The organism is Emticicia sp. TH156 (assembly GCF_002855535.1).
GTDB classification, from domain to species: Bacteria; Bacteroidota; Bacteroidia; order Cytophagales; family Spirosomataceae; genus Emticicia; species Emticicia fluvialis.
This window is the reverse complement of the sequence record NZ_PKRS01000002.1, coordinates 25018-45989: the sequence shown is the minus strand read 5'-3', so window position 1 is coordinate 45989 and position 20972 is coordinate 25018. Positions and strand designations below refer to the sequence as shown.

Annotated in this window: 17 protein-coding genes; 6 read left to right on the top strand and 11 right to left on the bottom strand. The window is 42.7% G+C overall.

The window, feature by feature from the left end:
* Nucleotides 1-9: 9 nt before the first annotated feature.
* A complete protein-coding gene (locus C0V77_RS04175; protein WP_101725087.1) occupies nt 10-954 on the top strand; it encodes a glycerophosphodiester phosphodiesterase family protein in 945 nt (314 codons plus the stop codon).
* Here the strand turns inward: C0V77_RS04175 and C0V77_RS04170 are convergent.
* The gene (locus C0V77_RS04170) at nt 951-1694 is read right to left on the bottom strand and encodes a LytTR family DNA-binding domain-containing protein (protein ID WP_101725086.1); all 744 of its coding nucleotides are present in this window, start codon (nt 1692-1694) and stop codon (nt 951-953) included. The two genes, C0V77_RS04175 and C0V77_RS04170, sit on opposite strands and share 4 nt — an antisense overlap.
* The gene (locus tag C0V77_RS04165; protein WP_101725085.1) at nt 1694-2740 is read right to left on the bottom strand and encodes a sensor histidine kinase; all 1047 of its coding nucleotides are present in this window, start codon (nt 2738-2740) and stop codon (nt 1694-1696) included. The genes C0V77_RS04170 and C0V77_RS04165 overlap by 1 nt, the downstream gene beginning before the upstream one ends.
* Nucleotides 2741-3296: 556 nt before the next feature.
* Here C0V77_RS04165 and C0V77_RS04160 point away from each other — a divergent pair.
* A complete protein-coding gene (locus tag C0V77_RS04160; RefSeq protein WP_101725084.1) occupies nt 3297-4154 on the top strand; it encodes a dienelactone hydrolase family protein in 858 nt (285 codons plus the stop codon).
* Nucleotides 4155-4163: 9 nt separating this feature from the next.
* Here C0V77_RS04160 and C0V77_RS04155 read toward each other — a convergent pair whose 3' ends face one another.
* The 9 genes from C0V77_RS04155 to iolB form a co-directional block, all read right to left on the bottom strand.
* Nucleotides 4164-5207, bottom strand: a complete 1044-nt coding sequence (locus tag C0V77_RS04155; protein ID WP_101725083.1) for a LacI family DNA-binding transcriptional regulator — start codon at nt 5205-5207, stop codon at nt 4164-4166.
* On the bottom strand, nt 5204-6103 hold the full coding sequence (iolE, locus tag C0V77_RS04150; RefSeq protein ID WP_101725082.1) for a myo-inosose-2 dehydratase: 900 nt from the start codon (nt 6101-6103) through the stop codon (nt 5204-5206). The genes C0V77_RS04155 and iolE overlap by 4 nt, the downstream gene beginning before the upstream one ends.
* A 43-nt stretch (nt 6104-6146) precedes the next feature.
* Nucleotides 6147-8018 (bottom strand): 3D-(3,5/4)-trihydroxycyclohexane-1,2-dione acylhydrolase (decyclizing), encoded by a 1872-nt coding sequence (gene iolD / locus C0V77_RS04145; protein WP_101725081.1) that lies wholly within the window; start codon nt 8016-8018, stop codon nt 6147-6149.
* Nucleotides 8019-8080: 62 nt separating this feature from the next.
* The gene (locus C0V77_RS04140) at nt 8081-9025 is read right to left on the bottom strand and encodes a class II fructose-bisphosphate aldolase (RefSeq protein WP_101725080.1); all 945 of its coding nucleotides are present in this window, start codon (nt 9023-9025) and stop codon (nt 8081-8083) included.
* A 59-nt stretch (nt 9026-9084) separates the two neighbouring features.
* Nucleotides 9085-10695 (bottom strand): sodium/sugar symporter, encoded by a 1611-nt coding sequence (locus C0V77_RS04135; protein ID WP_101725079.1) that lies wholly within the window; start codon nt 10693-10695, stop codon nt 9085-9087.
* A 53-nt stretch (nt 10696-10748) separates the two neighbouring features.
* Nucleotides 10749-11777: an inositol 2-dehydrogenase gene (gene iolG, locus C0V77_RS04130; RefSeq protein ID WP_101725078.1), complete on the bottom strand. Its 1029-nt coding sequence runs from the start codon at nt 11775-11777 to the stop codon at nt 10749-10751.
* A gap of 49 nt (nt 11778-11826) precedes the next feature.
* On the bottom strand, nt 11827-13293 hold the full coding sequence (locus C0V77_RS04125) for a CoA-acylating methylmalonate-semialdehyde dehydrogenase (RefSeq protein WP_101725077.1): 1467 nt from the start codon (nt 13291-13293) through the stop codon (nt 11827-11829).
* Between the two features lie 27 nt (nt 13294-13320).
* Nucleotides 13321-14340, bottom strand: coding sequence for a 5-dehydro-2-deoxygluconokinase (gene iolC / locus C0V77_RS04120; RefSeq protein WP_101725076.1), 1020 nt, complete (start codon nt 14338-14340; stop codon nt 13321-13323).
* A gap of 11 nt (nt 14341-14351) precedes the next feature.
* Nucleotides 14352-15218 (bottom strand): 5-deoxy-glucuronate isomerase, encoded by an 867-nt coding sequence (iolB, locus tag C0V77_RS04115; protein WP_229236193.1) that lies wholly within the window; start codon nt 15216-15218, stop codon nt 14352-14354.
* A gap of 503 nt (nt 15219-15721) precedes the next feature.
* Between iolB and C0V77_RS04110 the strand changes: the two genes are divergently transcribed.
* The 4 genes from C0V77_RS04110 (at nt 15722) to C0V77_RS04095 (ending at nt 20856) form a co-directional block, all read left to right on the top strand.
* Nucleotides 15722-16285 (top strand): YceI family protein, encoded by a 564-nt coding sequence (locus C0V77_RS04110; RefSeq protein WP_101725075.1) that lies wholly within the window; start codon nt 15722-15724, stop codon nt 16283-16285.
* Between the two features lie 135 nt (nt 16286-16420).
* Nucleotides 16421-16915, top strand: a complete 495-nt coding sequence (locus C0V77_RS04105) for a DinB family protein (protein WP_409012781.1) — start codon at nt 16421-16423, stop codon at nt 16913-16915.
* A gap of 147 nt (nt 16916-17062) precedes the next feature.
* The gene (locus C0V77_RS04100; protein ID WP_101725073.1) at nt 17063-18349 is read left to right on the top strand and encodes an NAD(P)/FAD-dependent oxidoreductase; all 1287 of its coding nucleotides are present in this window, start codon (nt 17063-17065) and stop codon (nt 18347-18349) included.
* 173 nt (nt 18350-18522) lie between these two features.
* Nucleotides 18523-20856 carry a ChbG/HpnK family deacetylase gene (locus C0V77_RS04095; RefSeq protein WP_158237882.1) on the top strand — a complete coding sequence of 778 codons (2334 nt, stop codon included), beginning with the start codon at nt 18523-18525 and terminating at the stop codon, nt 20854-20856.
* Nucleotides 20857-20972: the final 116 nt, after the last annotated feature.

Below are 20972 nucleotides of genomic sequence, written 5' to 3'. Positions count from 1 at the left end.
CTTAAGGTTATGAAGAAAATCTGCACAATGCTGTTCATGCTGAACCTTGTTTCATGTAAGGACGACCACGTTATTTTTGAAATTGACAACCTGAACCGTGACATGATTACAGTTTTAGGCCACGGAGGAATGGGGATTGGCTCTACTTATCCAATGAATACCTTTGAGTCAATAATAAACTGTATAAATCTGGGTAGTGACGGTTCTGAAATAGATGTGCAAATGACAAGCGACGGAGTATTGGTGGCTTTTCATGATTTTGACCTGTCGGTAAAGACCAATCTGCAAGGGGTTGTTAACGCCCATACCTGGCAAGAACTCAGGAATGGATACTATAATGAAACGCCGTATATGAGATATGCGCTGGTGTCGCTCGACCAGATTTTTAGTAACCTTGAAAACGTTGAAAATTATAAATTTACGTTTGACTGCAAGTTGTACCGAGAAACAACAGCCGATGATGCCTATTTTGCCAGATTTGCCGATGCCATCATTGCCATTGCCGAAAAGTATGGGTTGCAGCGCAGAATTTGTATTGAATCGAACGATAAAAACTTTCTTGGGATTATACAGCAGAAGGCAGTTCGCTATAAGCTGTTTATTTATCCTGACGATTTTACCGAAGGGCTGGCTATTGCCAAATCTATGGGGTTGTATGGTATTACGGTTTCTACCAATCAGATTTCGGCTGAAGATGTGAAAGCAGCGCATGAGGCAGGTGTAAGAGTAGCAGTGTGGGATGCCCGGAGCGAACAGGAAAACAGGGATGCAGTACAGAAGAACCCGGATTTTATACAGACCGACAACGTAAAGTATCTGGTGAATTTGCTTGGCCCGACAATTGACCTGGCACTGGAAAGAAAAGCTGCCAGACAAGACTCATTACTTAACAGAAAAAAACTGACACCGGCAGATACTTCAAGCCAGATTATCAGCATACAGCCCATTCTTTAGCCGGCTTTTTTTTCAATAAACTCTTTAAAGGCTTTTCGGTAAGTATCACTAATGGGCAGAAAACTACGGGCAGGGCTGCCTGTCGGGTACAAAATGGGTATTATCTGTACTTTTTCTTTTTCTATTGCCTCTATGGCATCAAAAGACACAATATATGAATTATGAATACGAATAAACTGGTCGGCAGGTAATTGGCTCTCAAACGATTTCAGCGTTTGAAGCGGTACAATCCGTTTGTCTTTCGTGTAAATAATTATATAGTCTTTAAGCCCTTCTATATACACAATTTCGCTTAGTTTTATTTTTACCAGTTTGGTTCGGTCTTTAACAAAAATAAACTGCCGGGCAGTGGATGTATTGCCTGGTATGGTAAGTACGGGGTTTTGGAGGCGGTTTTCTGCTTTTTCAATTGCCTGCAAAAATCTTTCAAAGGTTACGGGTTTCAGCAGGTAATCCATTACATCAAGTTCATAACCTTCCAGCGCATACTCCGGATACGCCGTTGTGAGTATTATCAGAGGTTTTACTGGTAGTACTTTCAAAAGGCTTATGCCAGTCAGCTCTGGCATCTGAATATCAGAAATCAGTAAATCAATGGTATTAGCTCTCAAAAAAGCAAGCGCCTCCAAAGGGCTGGCAAAAGACTGCACTAGCTCCAGGTAAGAAATTTTTTGTACATATTGCTCCAGCAAGTTCCGGGCAAGGGGTTCGTCTTCTACTATTATGCACCTAATTGTCATCACAAATCAATCTTTAGCTGAATACTATGCATTTTGTTTTTATTTTCAACACTTAGCTTATGCTTGCCCGGGTAACTTAACTCAAGGCGCCTTCTCAGATTCTGCAGGCCAATGCCAGAACTCTCCCTTATTGTATGAATGGAATGCAGCCTGCTGTTTTCAACGGTATAAATACAGGTATTCCCTTCAATTTGTAATAGTACTTTTACCCAAGAGTTCGGGTCGTTGCCGTTTACACCATGTTTAAAAGCATTTTCAAGAAAAGTAATCAATACTAAAGGTACAATCATAACCTGGCTTGTGTTGCCTTCAACAATAAAATCAATAGGTATTTGCTGGTTAAGCCTGAGTTTTTCAAGGCTGATATAGTTTTCTATATATTCTATTTCTTTGGTAAGCGGCACTTGTGCATGGTTGGAGTCATACAGCATATACCGCATCATTTTTGATAATTTAGCTATAACTTCAGTTGTATTAGGCGAATTTGAAAAAGCCAGTGAGTAAAGATTATTAAGCGTGTTGAACAAGAAGTGAGGGTTAATCTGTGCTTTTAAAAACCTTAGTTCGGTAACCAGTTTTTCATTTTCTACTTCTTTTTTCTGGCCTTCCAGTTTAAACCAGTCTTCCAGAAACTTAAGCATACCAACAAAAATAACTATGAATATGGCACTGATAAAACTCTTTACAAAAAATTTCGAGCTGTTGACAACCTCAATTCTGCGGATGTCGCCGCTATCGGCATAAATTTCTCGTTTAATGTAAATCAAAAAAATATGTAGAAATACAAACGGTATAATAAACTCAATGATATAACGCCAGAAGTTTTTATGTTTCAGAAACCGCGGCAAAAAGTAAAAGTAATTCATATAGCTGGCTGCGGCAATAACCGACACATGCGCTATGGCATCGGCCAGCAGGCGCAGATAACTCCCTTGTTCGTCGTCCTGAAAACTAATTTGGTAAAAGAAAAATGAGAAATAAGCACACCAAAAAGCCAGATGGACTATCAGGATTCGATGACGTTGTACAAAAGACTGAAAGGGCATGTTATTGAGCTAAAATTTAAACGAAATAAATGCTTATTCATTAATTATCAAACGTAATTGGCTGCTTTAGCGCATCCTTTTATATAGTTGAGCCACAATAAACGACCTACTGTAAAAAAAACTCGATAAAATTGCTCACTTGTCGACCAAATCTGCCCAATGGTATAATAAATGTTTGAACATACACTTAATGTTATTTTTTTTGTCCCAGAGTTAAGGGTAAATCAACTTTCAAAAAAATTAAATAGTTATTAAAACTTAATTCAGTTGAAACCTGTTTAAGTAATTTTGCGTCTTTATAAGAAATCAGATGACGTAGCGCAATTGAGTCTGATACTTTTTAATGAGATTTTCCGTGTCTTTTTCTTAAAAACAGGATAAAGATTTTTAATATAAAATTAGGTTAATAAAAAGGCTTGTTGCTTTGCGACAAGCTTCTTTTTTGTAATTTTGATTACAGTGCTATTGACTTTCTTCCACACTTACAGAATCCGATTGTGATTCATTTTTTACTTCAGGTTGACTTTATTCAATTCAAAAATTAAACAGAACTTTTATGAATCAGGAGATTATTAATTTGTTTGATGAATACACCCACAAGCCCCTCAGCCGTGAGGTTTTTATGAAGCGCCTGGTAAAACTGACTGGCAGCACGGCCGCCGCTTTTGCCGTATTGCCATTGCTTGAGGTAAACTATGCACATGCTGCCACCGTGATTGAAGATGATGAAGGCCTGGTAATTGAAAATATTACCTACACGGGCGAGGATGCCACTATGAAGGGTTATCTGGCAAAACCTAAGGCAACCAACAGTAAGCGAGGTGCCGTAGTGGTTATTCATGAAAACAGAGGGTTGAATCCGCACATAAAAGATGTGGCCCGGCGTGTAGCCAAAGCCGGTTACCTGGCAATGGCCATTGATGCTTTGTCGCCTTTTGGGGGTACTCCGCCCAACGAAGATGAGGCGCGGGCGTTGTTTGCAAAATTAGATAATCAGACAAATATTAGTAGTTTTTTGAAAGGGCTGGCGTACCTGCGTGCAAGACCCGAAAGCAACGGAAAAGTTGCTTGTGTAGGTTTTTGCTGGGGTGGGGGATTAGCCAATCAACTGGCTGTGCATGACCCAAAGCTGAATGCCGCCGTTGCCTATTACGGCAGGCAGGCTGATGCCGCCGATGTACCTAAAATTAAAGCCAGACTACAGTTGCATTATGGTGGATTGGATGAAAGAGTGAATGCCGGAATACCTGCCTACGAAGCAGCTTTGAAAGCAGCTGGTACCCAATATGAATTGTACGTATATGAAGGGGCGAATCATGCCTTTAATAATGACACCGCACCTACTCGGTATAGCCCTGAAGCTGCAAAACTTGCCTGGGAACGAACCCTTAGATTATTTAAAGAGACCTTGTAATGAAATGTCTTACAAGGTTTTGAGCGAAGATTCGCGGATAAGTAATTCAGGGGGAAGTATGATTTTTTCAAATCTTGCTTCCCCATCTTTTTCTACGTTTTGTGTATTCAGAAAAAGTTGGGCGGCTTCTCTGCCAATTTCGAAGCTTGGCTGCGAAATAGTGGTGAGCGAAGGCGTAATATAGGCAGATGAAGGGTCGTTATCAAAACCAACCACTGCGATATCGCCGGGAATTTGTAACCCTACGGAGCGGATAACCGAAATGGCGCCAATAGCCGCACGGTCGTTTACGGCAAAGATGCCGTCAGGCCGATTGGGGTTGTCTAATAGCGTTTTTGTAGGAAAAATGGCCCGGTCTGACAGAAAACCTGCCGTTTGTATGAGGTCTTCATCAATAGGTATGTTATGGTTTTTTAAGGCGTCAAGATAGCCTTCCAGTCTTTTCTCTGAAACCGAAGTGCCACTTGGCCCTTTCAGATGGGCAATTCTTTTACATCCCATTTTTATCAGGTGCTCAACTGCAATGTAAGCGCCTTTGTAATCGTCAATCACAACACGGCTCGACTTAAAACCCTCGTAGTCGCGGTCAATAAAAATCAGGCTTTTATTGGCATTTATGATTTTGTCGAAATGCCCGTAAAAGCCCAGGTTATAGGTCTCCTGGCTTACAGACAGAAATATTGCATCTACCCGGCTTGCCAGCAACTGCTCAACATTCTGGGCTTCAATTTCATGGCTTTCCTGCGATATAAAAATACTGATGCTATACCCCAGCGGTTGTAATACAGACTGTAGCCCCTCAATAACTGAGGCTTCAAGGTTACTGTATTTAAGCGAGGGGATAATAACACCTAAGGAGTAGGTCTTTTTGTTGAGAAGGCTCAGCGAAACCTGATTCCGCTGATAATTCATTTTTTTTGCGTATTCCTGAATGGTTTTACGCGTTTCAATATTGATGGCGTCGTGGTCATTCAGCGCCCTCGACACTGTCGAGGGCGAACATTTGAATTTTCTGGCAATATCTTTAATGGTAATTTGAGACTGTCCACTCATATACCGAGGTTTTGTTTTATGTAATTTCTTGCAATCAGGGCATACGCTAAAGGATTGGCTTTGGCAGGGTCTTGTTCAGCCTCTACTATTGCCCAGCCTTTATAGTTATTCTCTTGCAAGATAGAGAATATTGCCGGAAAATTAATACAACCTTCAATATCTCCCGGCACAGTGAACACACCGTTCTTAACAGCCGTCAGAAAACTCCACTTTTCATCATGCACCTGCTGTAATACTTTTGGGCGGATGTCTTTCAGGTGTACGTGGCCTACACGGCCAATATATTTCTTCAGGGCTGTAACTGGGTCTTCACCTGCAAAGTAAAAGTGGCCGCAATCATAATTCAGAAATACGTAGTCAGGATTGGTATTTTCAAGAAATTTATCTGTTTCATCAATAGACTGGATGATAGTACCCATGTGATGATGAAAAGATAGCTTAAAGCCTCTGTCTGATGCTATCTTGCCCAGCTCGTTCATGTTTTCGCCATATTTTTTCCAGTCGGCTGCCGAATGGAGCATGCCTTTGCCTTCAAAGACGGGTACATTTTTACCCTGGCAGCTATTGCCCGTTTCTCCACCGCCTACAATGGTGCAACCCATTGCTCCCAGAAAATCGAGCAGTTTATTGAACTCAACCACGTTTTCCTGTAAAGATCTGGTGGTGAGTTCATAACTGAACCATTGGTTGGCAATCTGTAAATTGCGCAGATTCAGCGCTTTTTTAAGTACTTCTGTATCGCGTGGATATTTATTGCCGACCTCACAGCCTTCAAAGCCTGCAAGGGCCATTTCACTGATACACTGTTCAAATGTATTTTCTGCGCCCAACTCAGGCAAATCGTCGTTGGTCCAGTTAATGGGGGCTACTCCTAATTTTATGTTACTGTTACTCATTGCCTTTACAGATTATTACGTTTAGCTGCAACGTTTAATGGTTTTATAGATAAATTTTCTGGGTCTTTTTATTGGTTTGGTAGGTCTTATAGGCCTTTTGAACGCTTTCAGACTCCGACACCTCCGCAATCGGTACTTCCCACCAGGCGTTATAACCTTTCACGGTTCTGTAAAGGCTGGTTTCAATATATATAACTGTTACCCTGTCTTGCGTTTTTGAATCGGCCAGTGCTTGTTCTAAAGATGCTTTGTCGGTAGCTTTTATCACTACCGCGCCGAGACTTTCTGCATTTTTAGCTAGGTCAACAGGCAAGAAATCACCTGATAATTGGCCGGAAGTTTCATCTCGATAAACATATCTTGTACCGAAGCGCTCGCCACCAATACTTTCAGACAAGCCACCAATGCTGGCAAAGCCATTATTGTTTAATAATAAAATTGTGAAACGATACCCCTCCTGAATGGCAGTGATAATCTCGTGGTTATTCATCAGATAACCGCCATCGCCGCACAGTACGTAAATCTCACGCGAGGTATCGGCCATCTTGGCACCCAAACCGGCGGCAATTTCATAGCCCATAGTTGAGTAACCGTATTCCAGGTGGAAGTTTTTAGGGTCTGTAGCACGCCATAGTTTATGTAAGTCGCCGGGAGCAGAGCCAGAGGCATTAATCATGATGTCGCGGTCTTCCATAAAACTATTCAGAGTACCTATTACCACTGCCTGATCAATTGGCGGCACGGTACCGTTACCTTCGGCATAAATCTGAGTTACTTCTTCATCCCACGCCTTGTTCATTTGGGCAATGCGCTCCCTGAATGTGGCTTCAACTTCGTAATCACCGAGTAAATCTGCCAGTTCTTCCAATGTTACTTTGGCATCGCCTACCAAAGGCAAGGCAGCGTGCTTGAAAGCATCAAAATCAGAAATATTTATGTTGATGAAATGTACATCAGGGTTCTGGAAAATAGATTTAGAGGCCGTGGTGAAGTCGCTGTAACGGGTACCTATACCAATTACAACATCGGCTTCATTGGCTATCTCAATGGCATATTTGGTGCCGGTTGCGCCTAACCCGCCTAATGCGTAAGGGGCATCGTAACGCACTGCCCCTTTGCCTGCAAAGGTTTCGCCTACGGGTATGCCTGTTTTGGTAGCAAACTGGTGCAAAACTGCATTGGCATCGCTGTAAGTAGCACCACCACCAGCCACTATCACTGGGGCTTTGGCATTTTTAATCAGCTCTGCCGCTTTTTGCAGGGCTGTTTTATCTGGTCTTGGGCGAGCAATGTGCCATATTCGCTTTTTGAACAATTCTTCCGGATAATCGTAGGCGTGCGTCTGAATATCCTGCGGCATAGAAAGAGTAACCGTGCCCATTTCTGCCTGAGAGGTAAGCACACGCATTACTTCAGGTAATGAATAAATCAATTGCTCTGGTCTGCTGATTCTGTCCCAGTATTTAGAAACCGGTTTAAAACAATCATTAACCGAAATATCCTGCGTGCTGGTGCTTTCTAATTGCTGTAAAACCGGATTTGGTTCGCGGGTGGCAAAGATATCGCCGGGTAATAAAAGCACCGGCAGACGATTGATGGTTGCTAAAGCTGCGCCCGTAAGCATATTGGTAGCGCCCGGCCCGATTGAACTGGTGCAAACCATAGCGCCCAGGCGGTTTTTGACTTTGGCATACGCCACAGCGGTATGCACCATCGACTGCTCGTTTCGGCACTGATAATACCTGAAATCAGGATTTTGTTGCAAAGCCTGTCCTAATCCGGCTACGTTTCCATGTCCGAAAATACCGAAACAGCCGCCAAAGTAGGGTTGCTCAACGCCGTCTCTTTCTATATATTGATTCTTTAAGAATTTTATAGTTGCCTGGGCAACGGTTAGTCTAATAGTATTTGCCATGTCTGTAATTAATTAGTGATTGAGTAAATTAGTGATTGAGTGATTATTTTTTTATCGCACAATTATCTAATTCCAAAATCTACACCTTTGCCTGTGGTGCCAAAATCGTCAAATTTATTCAGCATGAATTTTATGTATTCTTCCATTACCACCTTGCCCGGAGTTGTTGGGGCAAACTGGTCGGGGGTGTCTCTGAAAAATTCTCTTACTACCCTTGTCCATAACAAACGGGTATCAGTTGCAATGTTAATTTTACAAACACCCAACGTTATGGCTTTCTGAATTTCGGCCATTGATACACCCTGCGCATCATCTTTCAGGGCACCACCAGCGTTATTAATACGACGGATTTCATCAGGGTTAACAGAAGAACCACCGTGCAATACCAGCGGAAACTCCGGCAGGCGTCTTTGTATTTCTTCCAGAATATGAAATTGAATGCCTTGTTTGCCTTTAAACTTATAGGCGCCGTGGCTGGTGCCAACCGCAATGGCCAGGCAGTCGCAGTCGGTAGCATTTACAAACCTTTCTACATCGTAAGGGTTGGTGTACGAAGATTTACCGGCTTCAACAATAAGGTCATCTTCGATACCTGCCAATACACCCAACTCTGCTTCTACGCTAATGCCTTTGGCGTGGGCTCTTTCCACTACTGCCTTTGTACGGGCTACGTTGGTATCAAAATCATCGTGCGAGGCATCAATCATTACAGAAGTGTAGCCTCCGCTGTCAATGGCGTCGTAAATATGGTCTTCCACGCCGTGGTCTACGTGCACGGCATACACTACTTTAGGGTATATTCTAGCTGCGGCCTCTATCATGGCCAGCAACATTTTGGGGTGCGCGTAGTCGCGGGCAAAAGGGGTGGTTTGCACAATAAAAGGGGCATTGGCTTTTTCGGCAGCTGCAAAGAGGCCGTGGACTTCTTCCATAAAAAATACATTTACGGCCGGAATCCCGTATTTGCCATAGCTCTTCCTGAATATTTCTTTGGTTGTCAGAAGCATTGTAATAATATTTAATTGTGGGGCGAACTGAAAGTTCGCCTATCGTAAATAAATCAATCTTACCAGAAAGCGGTGTATAAAGCTGTTAAAACACCACAAATAATAACACTGTAAATGATAAAGCCAACTGTAAAGTCTGGTTTAGGAATACCTACATCCATGCCTTTTGAGTTGTCTTTATTTTTAGACATCAGGCTAAGAATAACCATGATGGCTACGAGTATCAGAAATATGATTCCCATGCGGTCAAGGAACGGGATTTCTTCAAACCAGATTTTAGAAGCCAGCGATAAAGGAATAGTCAGCAAAGCAGCAACCAATGCAGCGGTGCCGGTGGTGCGTTTCCAGAATAAACCTAAAAAGAAAATGGCAAAAACGCCCGGAGTTATAAAGCTGGAATATTCCTGCACAAACTGGTAGGCCTGGTCAAGCACTCTGAGTTGGGGCGCAATCAGCACGGCTATGCCCATGGCTACCCAAACGGCTATGCGGCCAACCCGAACCAGGTGTTTATCTGAGGCATCGGGCTTGATATAAATCTTATAAATATCTAAAGAGAAAATGGTTGAAATACTATTGGCTTTACCGGCCAGCGAAGCCACTATGGCAGCGGTAAGAGCTGCAAAGGCAATGCCTTTTAAGCCAGATGGTAGCAGGTTCAACAATACAGGGTAAGCGTGGTCTGGTTTTACTACGCCTGCTGCATCGAGCATTTCTTTCTGAAAAACGCCATTCTGGTACAGCACAAATGCGGCGATACCCGGTATTACTACAATTAACGGAATCAGTAATTTCAGAAAGGCGGCAAAAACAATACCCTGACGGGCCGTTTTTAGGTCGGCTCCTAAGGTACGCTGCACAATGTATTGGTTACAGCCCCAGTAATTGAGGTTGTTAATCCACATGGCACCTATAATTACAGTTAAACCCGGAAGATCTTTATAATAAGGGCTTGATTTGGGCAGAATCATGTGAAAGTGCGAGTCTGCCTGAGTTTTTAAAGTACCAAACGCACTTAATAGATTAGGTGTGTTGAAATGCCTGGCCACCATATCCATAGCCAGATAAGTAGTAATTAAACCACCTAATACCAGCACCACTACCTGAATAACATCAGTGTACCCAATTACTTTCATGCCGCCAATAGTAATAACAATGGCGAACACGGCCAGTGCAATGATTGACATATTAAAGTTAACCCCTGCGGTTACTTCCAACGCCAAAGCACCCAGATAAAGAATTGAGGTTAGATTTACAAAAACATACAGCAACAACCAGAAAATGGCCATGGTAGTGGCTACCAGTGGATTATATCTCTGGCGCAGAAACTGCGGCATTGTAAAAATTTTGTTTTTAAGATAAACGGGCAGAAAAAAAACAGCCACTACCAGCAGGGTAGCAGCCGACATCCATTCATAAGAGGAAATGGCGAGGCCAATGGCAAAGCCAGACCCCGACATACCGATAAAGTGTTCTGCAGAAATGTTTGATGCAATCAGCGATGCCCCAATGGCCCAGAACGTGAGCGACCCTTCAGCCAGGAAGTATCCGTTTGCGGTGTTATTATCAGCACTTTTTTTACGATACACCCAGTAGCCATAGCCACTTATCAGCACAAAGTAAAAAAAGAAAACCACGTAATCGAGCGTATGCAAGCCGGGAGATTCCATTCGAATAATAGTAAAGGTTTAGGGGTGAATCAGGTGATTGGTGTTCTTCAGAATTAAGCCGTAATGGCGCTTAGTATCTCTTCTATTTTTACGGGTCTGTCTTCCATATAAGATTGCTTGGCAGCCATGGCAATTGCGGTGGCCATCAGGCCATCATGTGCATTAACCGGCACGTTTTCGCCTGCCAATATGCTTGAAACAAACACATTTATTTCATTTACATACGCTTCGGCATATCTTTCAAGAAAGAAATTCAATGGCAACGATAAATGACCACCTTTGTCATTGTAGTATTCATGGGTATCTGGTGTGTTATTTTTGGTTTGTGTCATACCGCCTGAGCCGAAAACTTCAATGCGCTGGTCGTATCCATAAACGGCTTTTCTGCTGTTATCAATAACACCTATTGCCCCATTGGCAAAGGTCAGGGTGGTAATGGCCGTGTCGATATCACCCTCTGCGCCAATGCGTGGGTCTACCAGCACCTTTGCTTTGGCGTAAACCTCGGTTACTTCGCTATTCATCACATAGCGGGCCATGTCAAAATCATGAATGGCCATGTCAAGAAAAAGTCCGCCCGAAGACTTTACATATTCTATTTGCGGCGGGTTAGGGTCGCGGCTGGTTATTTTAAGAATATGAGGGTCGCCCACCAAACCTTCGTGTACCATTTCTTTTACTTTCAGGAAATTAGCATCAAAACGTCTGTTGAAGCCCAGCATTAACTGAACGTTAGCCATCTCAACGGCTTCTTTTGCTACCAGAATCTGTTCAATACTCAGGTCAAGCGGTTTTTCACAAAAAATATGCTTGCCGTGTTGTGCTGCCAGTATGGTGTAAGGCACATGGGTAGGGGTAGGGGTGCAGATAACCACTGCCTCTACATCCGGATGCGTCAATACATACTCAGGGTTGGTAGATACATTCTCAACGCCATGTCTTCTGGCAAAATCTAACAGACTCTCTGTTATATCGGCAGCAGCAACTACTTCTGCGTTTTTTACCCGGGTGGCAATATTGGCTAAATGGATTTGCCCGATACGACCCAGACCTACGATGCCGATTTTTATGGTATTCTTCATTCAGTTTTAATAGGTAAGTATATGAATAGTAAAGTTTTATAATATAAAATCAGAATTTACGTGTCCATTCTTTCAGCCAGCGTTCAATAACAACTTTGGTTTGGGTAAAGAACTCAACGGAATGCATGCCTTGTCCGTGCAGGTCGCCAAAGAAACTGTCTTTCCAGCCTGAGAACGGAAACTGCGCCATAGGAGCCGCCACACCAATATTGATACCGATGTTTCCGGCATCTGCATCATGTCTGAATTTTCTGGCACTGGCGCCACTGCTGGTAAAAATACAGGCCGCATTGCCGTAGTTGCCGCTATTAATAAACCGGATAGCCTCGTCTACATCATTCATGTGCATTAATGACATAACAGGGCCAAAAATTTCGGTTTGTGCCACATGGCTGGTCAGCGGTACATCCTCAATAATGGTAGGCAAAATAAAGTTACCGTTTTCATAACCGGCCACTGTTGCATGGCTGCCGTCTACCAACAGGCGGCCGCCATCCTGCACACTTTGCTGAATCAGCTGTTCAATACGGTTTTTGCTTTCAGGGGTTATAACTGGTCCCATCAGGCTTTTATCATCCAGTCCAAATCCGGTGGTGCGTGCTTTGGCGGCTTCAACCAGGCTTTCTGTAATATCTTTGTGGTCGCCGACGGTAATGATGGTCGACGCCGCCAGGCAGCGTTGGCCGGCACAACCATATACACTGTCGGTAATAATCTGAGTGGTCATTTCAATATCGGCATCAGGCAGTACCAGTACCGGGTTTTTTGCCCCGCCCTGTGCCTGTACTCTTTTGCCATACAAGGCCCCTTGCGAATACACGTAGCGCGCTACATTACTTGAACCTACAAAGCTGATGGCTCTAATAACCGGATGCTGCAACAGGCCATCTACTACTTCTTTTGTACCATTTACCAGGTTAACCACCCCGTTCGGCAAGTCCAGTTTTTCCATCAGTTCTACAACTTTGGTCATGGTAAGTGGTACTTTCTCAGAAGGTTTAATGATATAGGTATTACCGCAGGCAATGGCATAAGGCAGAAACCAGAAGGGAATCATCCCCGGAAAATTAAATGGTGCAATACAGGCACAAACCCCTACCGGCTGGCGAATCATGAATTCGTCTACCCCCCTGGCTATGTCTTCCGAGAAACTGCCCTGCATCATGGTTGGTATGCCGCAGGCGTTTTCAACGTTTTCAATAGCACGCTGCATTTCTGCTTTGGCTTCGCCGAAAGTCTTGCCACTTTCTAATACTATAGTTCTTGAGATTTCGTCAATGTTATCTTCAAGCAGGGTTTTCAGCTTGAACAAATATTGAACGCGACGATGCGCCGGAACGTTTCTCCATTCAGGAAAAGCCTTCGCTGCGGCTTCAGCAGCTTGTTGGACATCCTGCACCGAACCTTGCGGTACTAGCGCTATAACTTCCTGGCTGGCAGGGTTAACTACATTCAGTGTGGCATCTGAGCTGCTGTTTACCCACTGTCCGTTTATATAGTTCCTTAATTTTGTCATTATGTTTTAATAGAATTTTTCTGATTATTATAAACCTCCTTTGCTGTCAGCGAAAGCCAATGCTTCTTCAAGCGTTGCCATAAAGTTGGCGCACCCATGTTTGGTAACCATTATGGCCCCGGTGGCATTGGCCATACGAACGGCTTTAAACAAACTCCAGCCTTGCAGGTAGCCGTACATAAATCCGGCTGCAAAAGAATCTCCTGCCCCCAGCACATTAATTACCTCAACCGGAAAACCCGGTACTTTCACTTCTTCTTTACCCTGTTCAAAAATAGACGCGCCATCGGCTCCGCGTTTTACTATCAGGGTTTTTACCCCTTTGTTCAGAATCTCCTGAATGGCGTTATCTATATTACCTCTGATTTCAGGTGCAGAAATCTGCTGATGTTTAATTTCTAATTGTTTCGGGTCGGTCATAAACGCAGCCAGTATCTCCTCTTCTGTGCCCAATACAAAGTCCATGTAAGGCAGAGCGGCTCTGATGGTTACACCAAAGGCGAGTGGGTCAAACCACTGGTCGGCTCTGAAGTCAATATCCAGTGCCGTTACGGCATTGTGCTTTTTTGCCTCTTCAATGGCATAAAACATGGCTGTGCGGCTGGGGTCTTTGCTAAAGGCTGTACCTGAAAACATTACTGAGCGATATTGTGAAATACCGGCCTGACGGATATGCTCCAGATTAATGTTGATATCGGCACAATTATCGCGGTAATAAACCAGCGGGAATCTGTCCGGAGGTTCAATGCCCAGAATAACCGCCGAACTACGCGGGCCTGTTAAAGTTGGTATGACAGATGTATCTATACCTTCTTTTTCCAGAAAATGGAGAATAAATTTACCAACCTGGTCATTACCAACGGCTGTCAGAAAACGGGTTTTCAGGCCGAGCCTCTGGCAACCTACCGCAATATTTAAAGGCGAGCCGCCAACAAATGCACCAAACGAAGTGATATCAACAAAAGGAGAACCAATATCGTTAGAATATAAATCAATTGACGAACGCCCGATTGTCAGAATATCATATTTTTTAATAGTATCTTGCATGTAGAGCTTGGTTAAACGTTCATGTCGGCGGTTACAAGTGGTAGCCTGGTATCCTGTGTTTTCCAGGTACCGTAAATCCACTCGTGGTCAGGGTCGTTGGTAGCAGTCAGAACCTGGTCGCTTCCTGCCAGAAAATTCAGGTAATACGCGTGGTAGCCATGACACGCAGCCACCGGATGGTAACCCTTCGGAACCAGAATAGCCTCGTTATTTTTTGCTCTTACAATTTCATCAAGGCTGCGGTCATAGGTATAAACCTGCTGAATAGCGTACGCCTGTGGCGACTGAAACTTGTAAAAATAAATTTCTTCCAGTTCAGCCTCTATTAATTTGCCGTCTGCATCAATAATCCTTTCGTCATGCTTGTGAGCAGGGAAAGAACTCCAGTTGCCTGAAGGGGTGTACACCTCAACACAAACAATTTTATCGCAGGCAAAACCGGGCTGGATAAGGCTGTTTATCTGCCGATTGGCGTTATCGCCTCCGCGAAGCTCAATGGCTGCTTCATGCGGTTGTTTCAGGTAAGGCGGAAAATCTCTTTCACTTGCTACCCATGAGTAAGCAATATCTAATGTTTCGCTGGTAGCTGTAAGTGTGAATTTAGTATGACGGGATAAGTAAAGCGTATGAGCAATACCACTGAAAACATCTTTGCGCCCGTTGGTTATTTCCCAGTTGCCTTTGTCAGATTCAACCCTGAAATTACCGCCAAGCACTACTATGGCCATTTCATGTTCTGTGGTATCAAATTGCCAGGTTTCACCTTTCTGCATCAGGCGGGCACCAAAGTTGAGGTGTTTCCAGCCGGCTTCTTCTGCAGTAAAATTCTGATATACCGGGTTTGGTTGCGGTTTAACTAAAAGGTTGCTGATTTTCATACTCCACACTACAGCTAAGAAAATTAATAAGATTATATTATAAGAACTTGTATAGACAAGTGGTGCTAAAGTTAATGTATCTGTCTTGTATAGACAAGCGCCCGCACCAAAATAATTGTTGCCATTACAAATGCCTGATGCAATAGTATTATATAAAGACTTAATATAAAAATATTTATTTTTGCAAACGTTTCAAATTGTCATGCAAACGTTTTAAATTGTTAAAAACAAAAGCTCCTCTGTAGTGGGTATGCGTCAGATTTCTGGTGGCAGGCTTTTTACCAAGTCTTTGAAGCCATAATCTTCGTATTATTGAAAAATGCCGAGAAAATTTTGGTTTATGTCTACTCATTTTTTTCTGTCACTGATTACATTACATATTTGTCGGGCAGAGGGCCTGTTTATTGTTATGTTAATTCAGTAAAAATCCCTTGCAGATAAAATAAATGTATATACATTTGTTATAATCAATTCACTATTATTAATTTAATCATTTAAGACTAATGAAAAAAGCAGTTGTTTTGGTACTAGGCCTACTTGTTTCAATAGGTTCATTTGCACAAAAGTGGGCAGCAGACAAAGCTCACGCAAAAGTGAACTTTACTGTAACACACTTAATGTTGTCTGAAGTAGATGGCACTTTCAGAAATTTTGATGCCAGCATTACTTCTTCTAAAGAAGATTTTTCTGACGCAGTATTTGAATTGACAATTGACGCCAAAAGCGTAAATACTAATCAGGATAACAGAGATGCACACTTGCAAAAAGCTGATATGTTTGATACTGAAAAGTACCCGACCATAACCTTTAAAAGCACATCTATTAAAAGTGTAGGAGCTAAAAAATACCAATTGGGTGGTAACCTTACTATGAAAGGTGTAACCAAGCCGGTTACTATTGACCTGACTTTAATTGGAACAACCACTAACCGTCAGGGTAAAAAAGTAGTAGGTTTCAAAGCCGCAGGTACCATTAACCGTACTGACTTTGGTGTGGGTGCTATGCCGTCAGCCGTGGTGAGCGAAGAAGTTGAACTAAGAGCCAGTGGCGAATTTGTAGCTAACTGAAACCGATAAATTTTAAAAGAGACTTTCTGAATACCGGAAAGTCTCTTTTTTATTACATTTACTTTTAGAATTATAAATCTATTACAAACATCTATGACAATGAAAAAAACATCTTTACTAGTATCACTGCTGACCATGCTTGTCTTTAGTTTCAGTAGTGCCTTTGCACTTGATAAAGACCAGATGCTAAAAGAATGGGAGCGGGCCAAAGCCTATACCAAAGTATATCTGGAAACCATGCCGGAAGACGGATACGACTTTAAGGCCTCTCCGGATATCCGTTCTTTTGCACAGCAATTGTTGCATCTGGCCGACGCCAACTATAGTTTTGGCTCTTTGGCCAGTGGCGTAAAAAGCCCGGTAGAAAGAGGCGCCTGCGAAAAAGCGGAAGATAAATCGAAAGCGGCCACTACCAAAATGGTTTTAGAAAGCTACGACTTCGTTATCAATGCCCTTAAAGGTATGACGGACGCACAGCTGAAAGAAATGGTAACCTTTGGCAACAGAGGTGAAATGAGCAAAGAACTGGTATTTGCCAAGGCGTTTGAGCACCAGACGCATCATCGCGGACAAACCACCATTTACATCCGTCTGAAAGGTATAAAACCACCCAATGAAATGTTGTTTTAAAGATTAGCGAACCCGTTCAGAATCAAGCCTGAACGGGTTTTGTTTTTTTAAGATGCCCGAATAATTCTAAATATTGCTGAACAAAAACGGCTTTCCGGGCGTTCTGTTATTAGAAAAATACAAAACGGCTTCGGCTATTGATATACTATGGAACCTAATATTCCGGATACTTCTCAGAAACGCATCGTAATTGTAGGCGCTGGTTTTGGAGGCCTGGCATTGGCACAGAAACTCGAAAAAAATGATGTTCAGATTGTATTAATTGACAAAAATAATTACCACCAGTTTCAACCACTCTTTTACCAGGTGGCTATGGCAGGGCTAGAGCCCAGCTCCATATCTTTTCCGCTCCGGAAAATATTCCAGAAGAAAAAAAACATTCATATCCGTATTACAAGCGTAACAAGAGTAGTGCCGTCAGAGCAGAAGATAGAAACAGAACTGGGCGATGTACATTACGACTACCTGGTTTTGGCAATGGGTGCAGGTACCAATTTTTTTGGAATGCAAAACATGATAAACAATGCCATACCCATGAAATCGGTGTCGGAGGCAATCTACTTAAGAAACCGGGTATTGCAGAATTTTGAAGATGCCTTAACCGCCGAAGACGCCGAAACCCGTGAAGGCCTGATGAACATGGTGGTGGTAGGTGGCGGCCCGACGGGTGTGGAGGTGTCCGGGACATTGGCAGAAATGAAAAAAATGATTTTGCCAAAAGACTATCCCGAGCTTGATTTCAACATGATGAAAATTTATCTGTTTGAGTCTTCGCCTCATGTATTAGAGGTGATGTCTGACGAGGCGTCGGTTAAAGGAAAAGAATATCTTGAGCGGTTAGGTGTAATTGTAAGGGCTGGTGAAAGAATTGTAGATTTTGACGGTCAATTTGCTTACACTAGTAACAATGAGAAAATCAGAACCCATAATGTGGTTTGGGCTGCGGGTGTAAAGGGCAATACTATTGAAGGTTTTGCCCCGGAAGTGTATGGAAGAGGCGGGAGAATGAAAGTTAATCAGTTTAACCAGGTAGAGGGCTATCAGAATATTTTTGCGGTGGGTGATATTGCTTTAATGAGCGGAGATGAGAAATTTCCGAACGGGCACCCACAGGTAGCGCAACCGGCTATTCAGCAAGGTAAACTACTGGCAAAGAATATCATGAACCTGATGAAAGGCGAAGATTTGAAACCATTCAGTTATAAAGACCTGGGTTCAATGGCAACAGTGGGCAGAAACCTGGCTGTGGTAGATTTACCTTTCTGGAAGTTCCAGGGAGCATTTGCCTGGTATGTTTGGATGTTTGTGCATCTGATGTCTATTCTCGGCGTTAAGAACAAAGTGATGGTATTCATTAATTGGGTTTGGAGCTATATTACTTATGATCAGTCGCTGCGATTAATCATCAGGCCCAAAACCAAAGTCAGTAATTAGCCAATCATTAGATATCATAAGGGAGAATGAGAATTCTCTCTTTTTTTGTTTATTATAAATTTGCTTTAAACGAAAGACGCGAGGATGTTAAGGTGTAAGGCATTATGAAAATCAACAGATATTCTATAACTTTCAAACTGATATTCAACAAAATACCTGATCTACTATTACCTATGAGAAAAACGTTTATACTGCTTTTGTTGAGCGTATATGTATTCGCTCAGAAAAATACTTCATTGCCCAGAAGCACCCCTGAAGCTGAAGGGGTTTCAACCGAGGGCATTATTCAGTTTCTGGAAGCCGCCGGAAAAAGCAAACTTGAGTTTCACAGTTATATGATTCTACGTCATGGGAAAGTGGTGGCAGAGGGCTGGTGGAATCCGTACAGAGCAGATTTAAAACATACCATGTATTCGTGCAGTAAGAGCTTTACAGCTACTGCTGTGGGTTTTGCAGTGGCAGAAAAAAGACTGACTGTGGATGATAAAGTAATATCATTCTTCCCGAATGACTTGCCAAAAACCATAAGCCCTAATCTGGCTGAGCTACGCGTAAAAGACCTGCTAAGCATGAGTGCCGGACAAGCTCCAGACCCTACCGGCCCTGTTGCAATCAGCGACAATTGGGTAAAAACTTTTCTCAGTACTCCTATTGTTAATAAGCCTGGTACTAAGTTTCTATACAATTCCGCAGCTACTTACATGCTCTCAGCCATTGTACAGAAAGTGACAGGGGATAAAATAGTAGATTACCTAAAACCGAGATTGTTTGACCCACTTGGTATTGAGAGCATAGACTGGGAGCTTGACCCGCACGGAATTAATACCGGTGGTTGGGGATTAAGATTAAAAACTGAAGACATGGCCAAATTCGGCCAGTTGTTTTTGCAAAAAGGCAAATGGAAAGGCAAACAGATTTTACCCGCTGCCTGGGTAGAGGAAGCCTCAACCATGAAAATATTGCAAGACCCCGATGCCCCTCAGGCCAAAAAAGATTCAAGCGACTGGCTGCAGGGCTATTGCTACCAGATGTGGCGTTGTCGTAATAATGCGTATCGTGGAGACGGTGCCAATGGTCAGTTTATTATTGTAATGCCTGATCAGGATGCTGTGGTTTTATTAACAGCCGAAGCGCCTGATATGCAGTCAGAAATTAATCTGGTCTGGAAATACATTCTTCCTGCTTTTAAACCTAAAAAGTTGCCCTCTAATGCAAAAGCATTAGCAGTCCTGAAAGAAAAATCGAAACAACTGGCATTATCTATTCCGCAAAAGAATGCGAGTTCGGCATTAGAGTCTAAGATAACGGGCAGAACCTTTGGCGTAATTGCCAAAGACAAATCACTTGCCAGTGTCGGGTTTGAGTTTAAGAACAATATTTGTTATCTGAGTTTAGAAACTGACTCAGTAACGCACCTGATTCCGTTTGGTGCAGGCCAGTGGGAGTATAGCGAAACCACCAAATTTGGGCCCTATCTGGTGGCAAGGGCCAAAGCCAACCGTTCTAATATACCAAGCTTTAAAGTAGCAGGCAGCTATACATGGAATGGCGATAATAATCTGGAACTAACGCTGAGATACATTGAGAGCCCGCATACCGAAACCTTTAAATTTGCTTTTGATGGTGACAATGTGGGTATTGAAATAGCCAGTATTTTCTCTAAGATCAATAAAAAAGGTGTTTTGAGAAACACAAGAAGCAATGCACCAAAACTGATTGTGCGAGGTGACGACATGGGCTATTCGCATTCTGGCAATGAGGCTTTAATCAAATGCTTTAGAGAAGGAATAGAGACATCAATAGAGGTTATCGCGCCATCGCCCTGGTTTCCTGAGGCGGTAAAATTATTAGAGCAAAATAAAGGTATTGACGCAGGTCTGCATTTTGCCATTACCAGCGAATGGGACAATGTAAAGTGGAGACCATTGACGGATGCTCCGAGCTTAAGAGATAAAGACGGCTATTTTTATCCGATGTTATTCCATAATAATAATTACCCGCAACAGGCAGTGATGGACAATGCCTGGAAACTTGCTGATATTGAGAAAGAGCTTCGCGCGCAGATTCAGTTAGCACTGAAATATATTCCCAGGTTAAGCCATATATCTGGCCACATGGGTAGTGTGGCGTTTACGCCTGAGGTAAAAGAAATGGCCAAAAGAGTGGCAAAAGAATATAATCTTGCTTTGGTAGATGCCGATAGTCAGAAAGATTTTGGTATCAGCTACACCGGTTTTGATTTCAGAAATAAAACTACTGCCGAACGAATAGATGCATTTATAAGCATGCTTGACAAATTGGAAGAAGGCAAAACCTATGTGTATGTAGAGCATCCTGGCCTTGATAATGATGAGCTGAAAGCCATTTACCACATTGGTTATGAAGATGTAGCACAGGGCCGGCAAGATGTAACCCATATTTTTACGAGCGACAAAGTTAAAGAAGCCATTGAACGCAAAGGAATTAAACTGGTAAGCTACAAAGAGGTTATTCAACCAAAGAAATAATCATAAAGGTTGCAACAAAGGCCAATGCTGTTTTCAGTGTTGGCTTTTGTTTTTGATTTATTAGCGCTCTTACATTCGTTTTTCCTGAAATTCAATTAAATTGGAATTCAATTCAA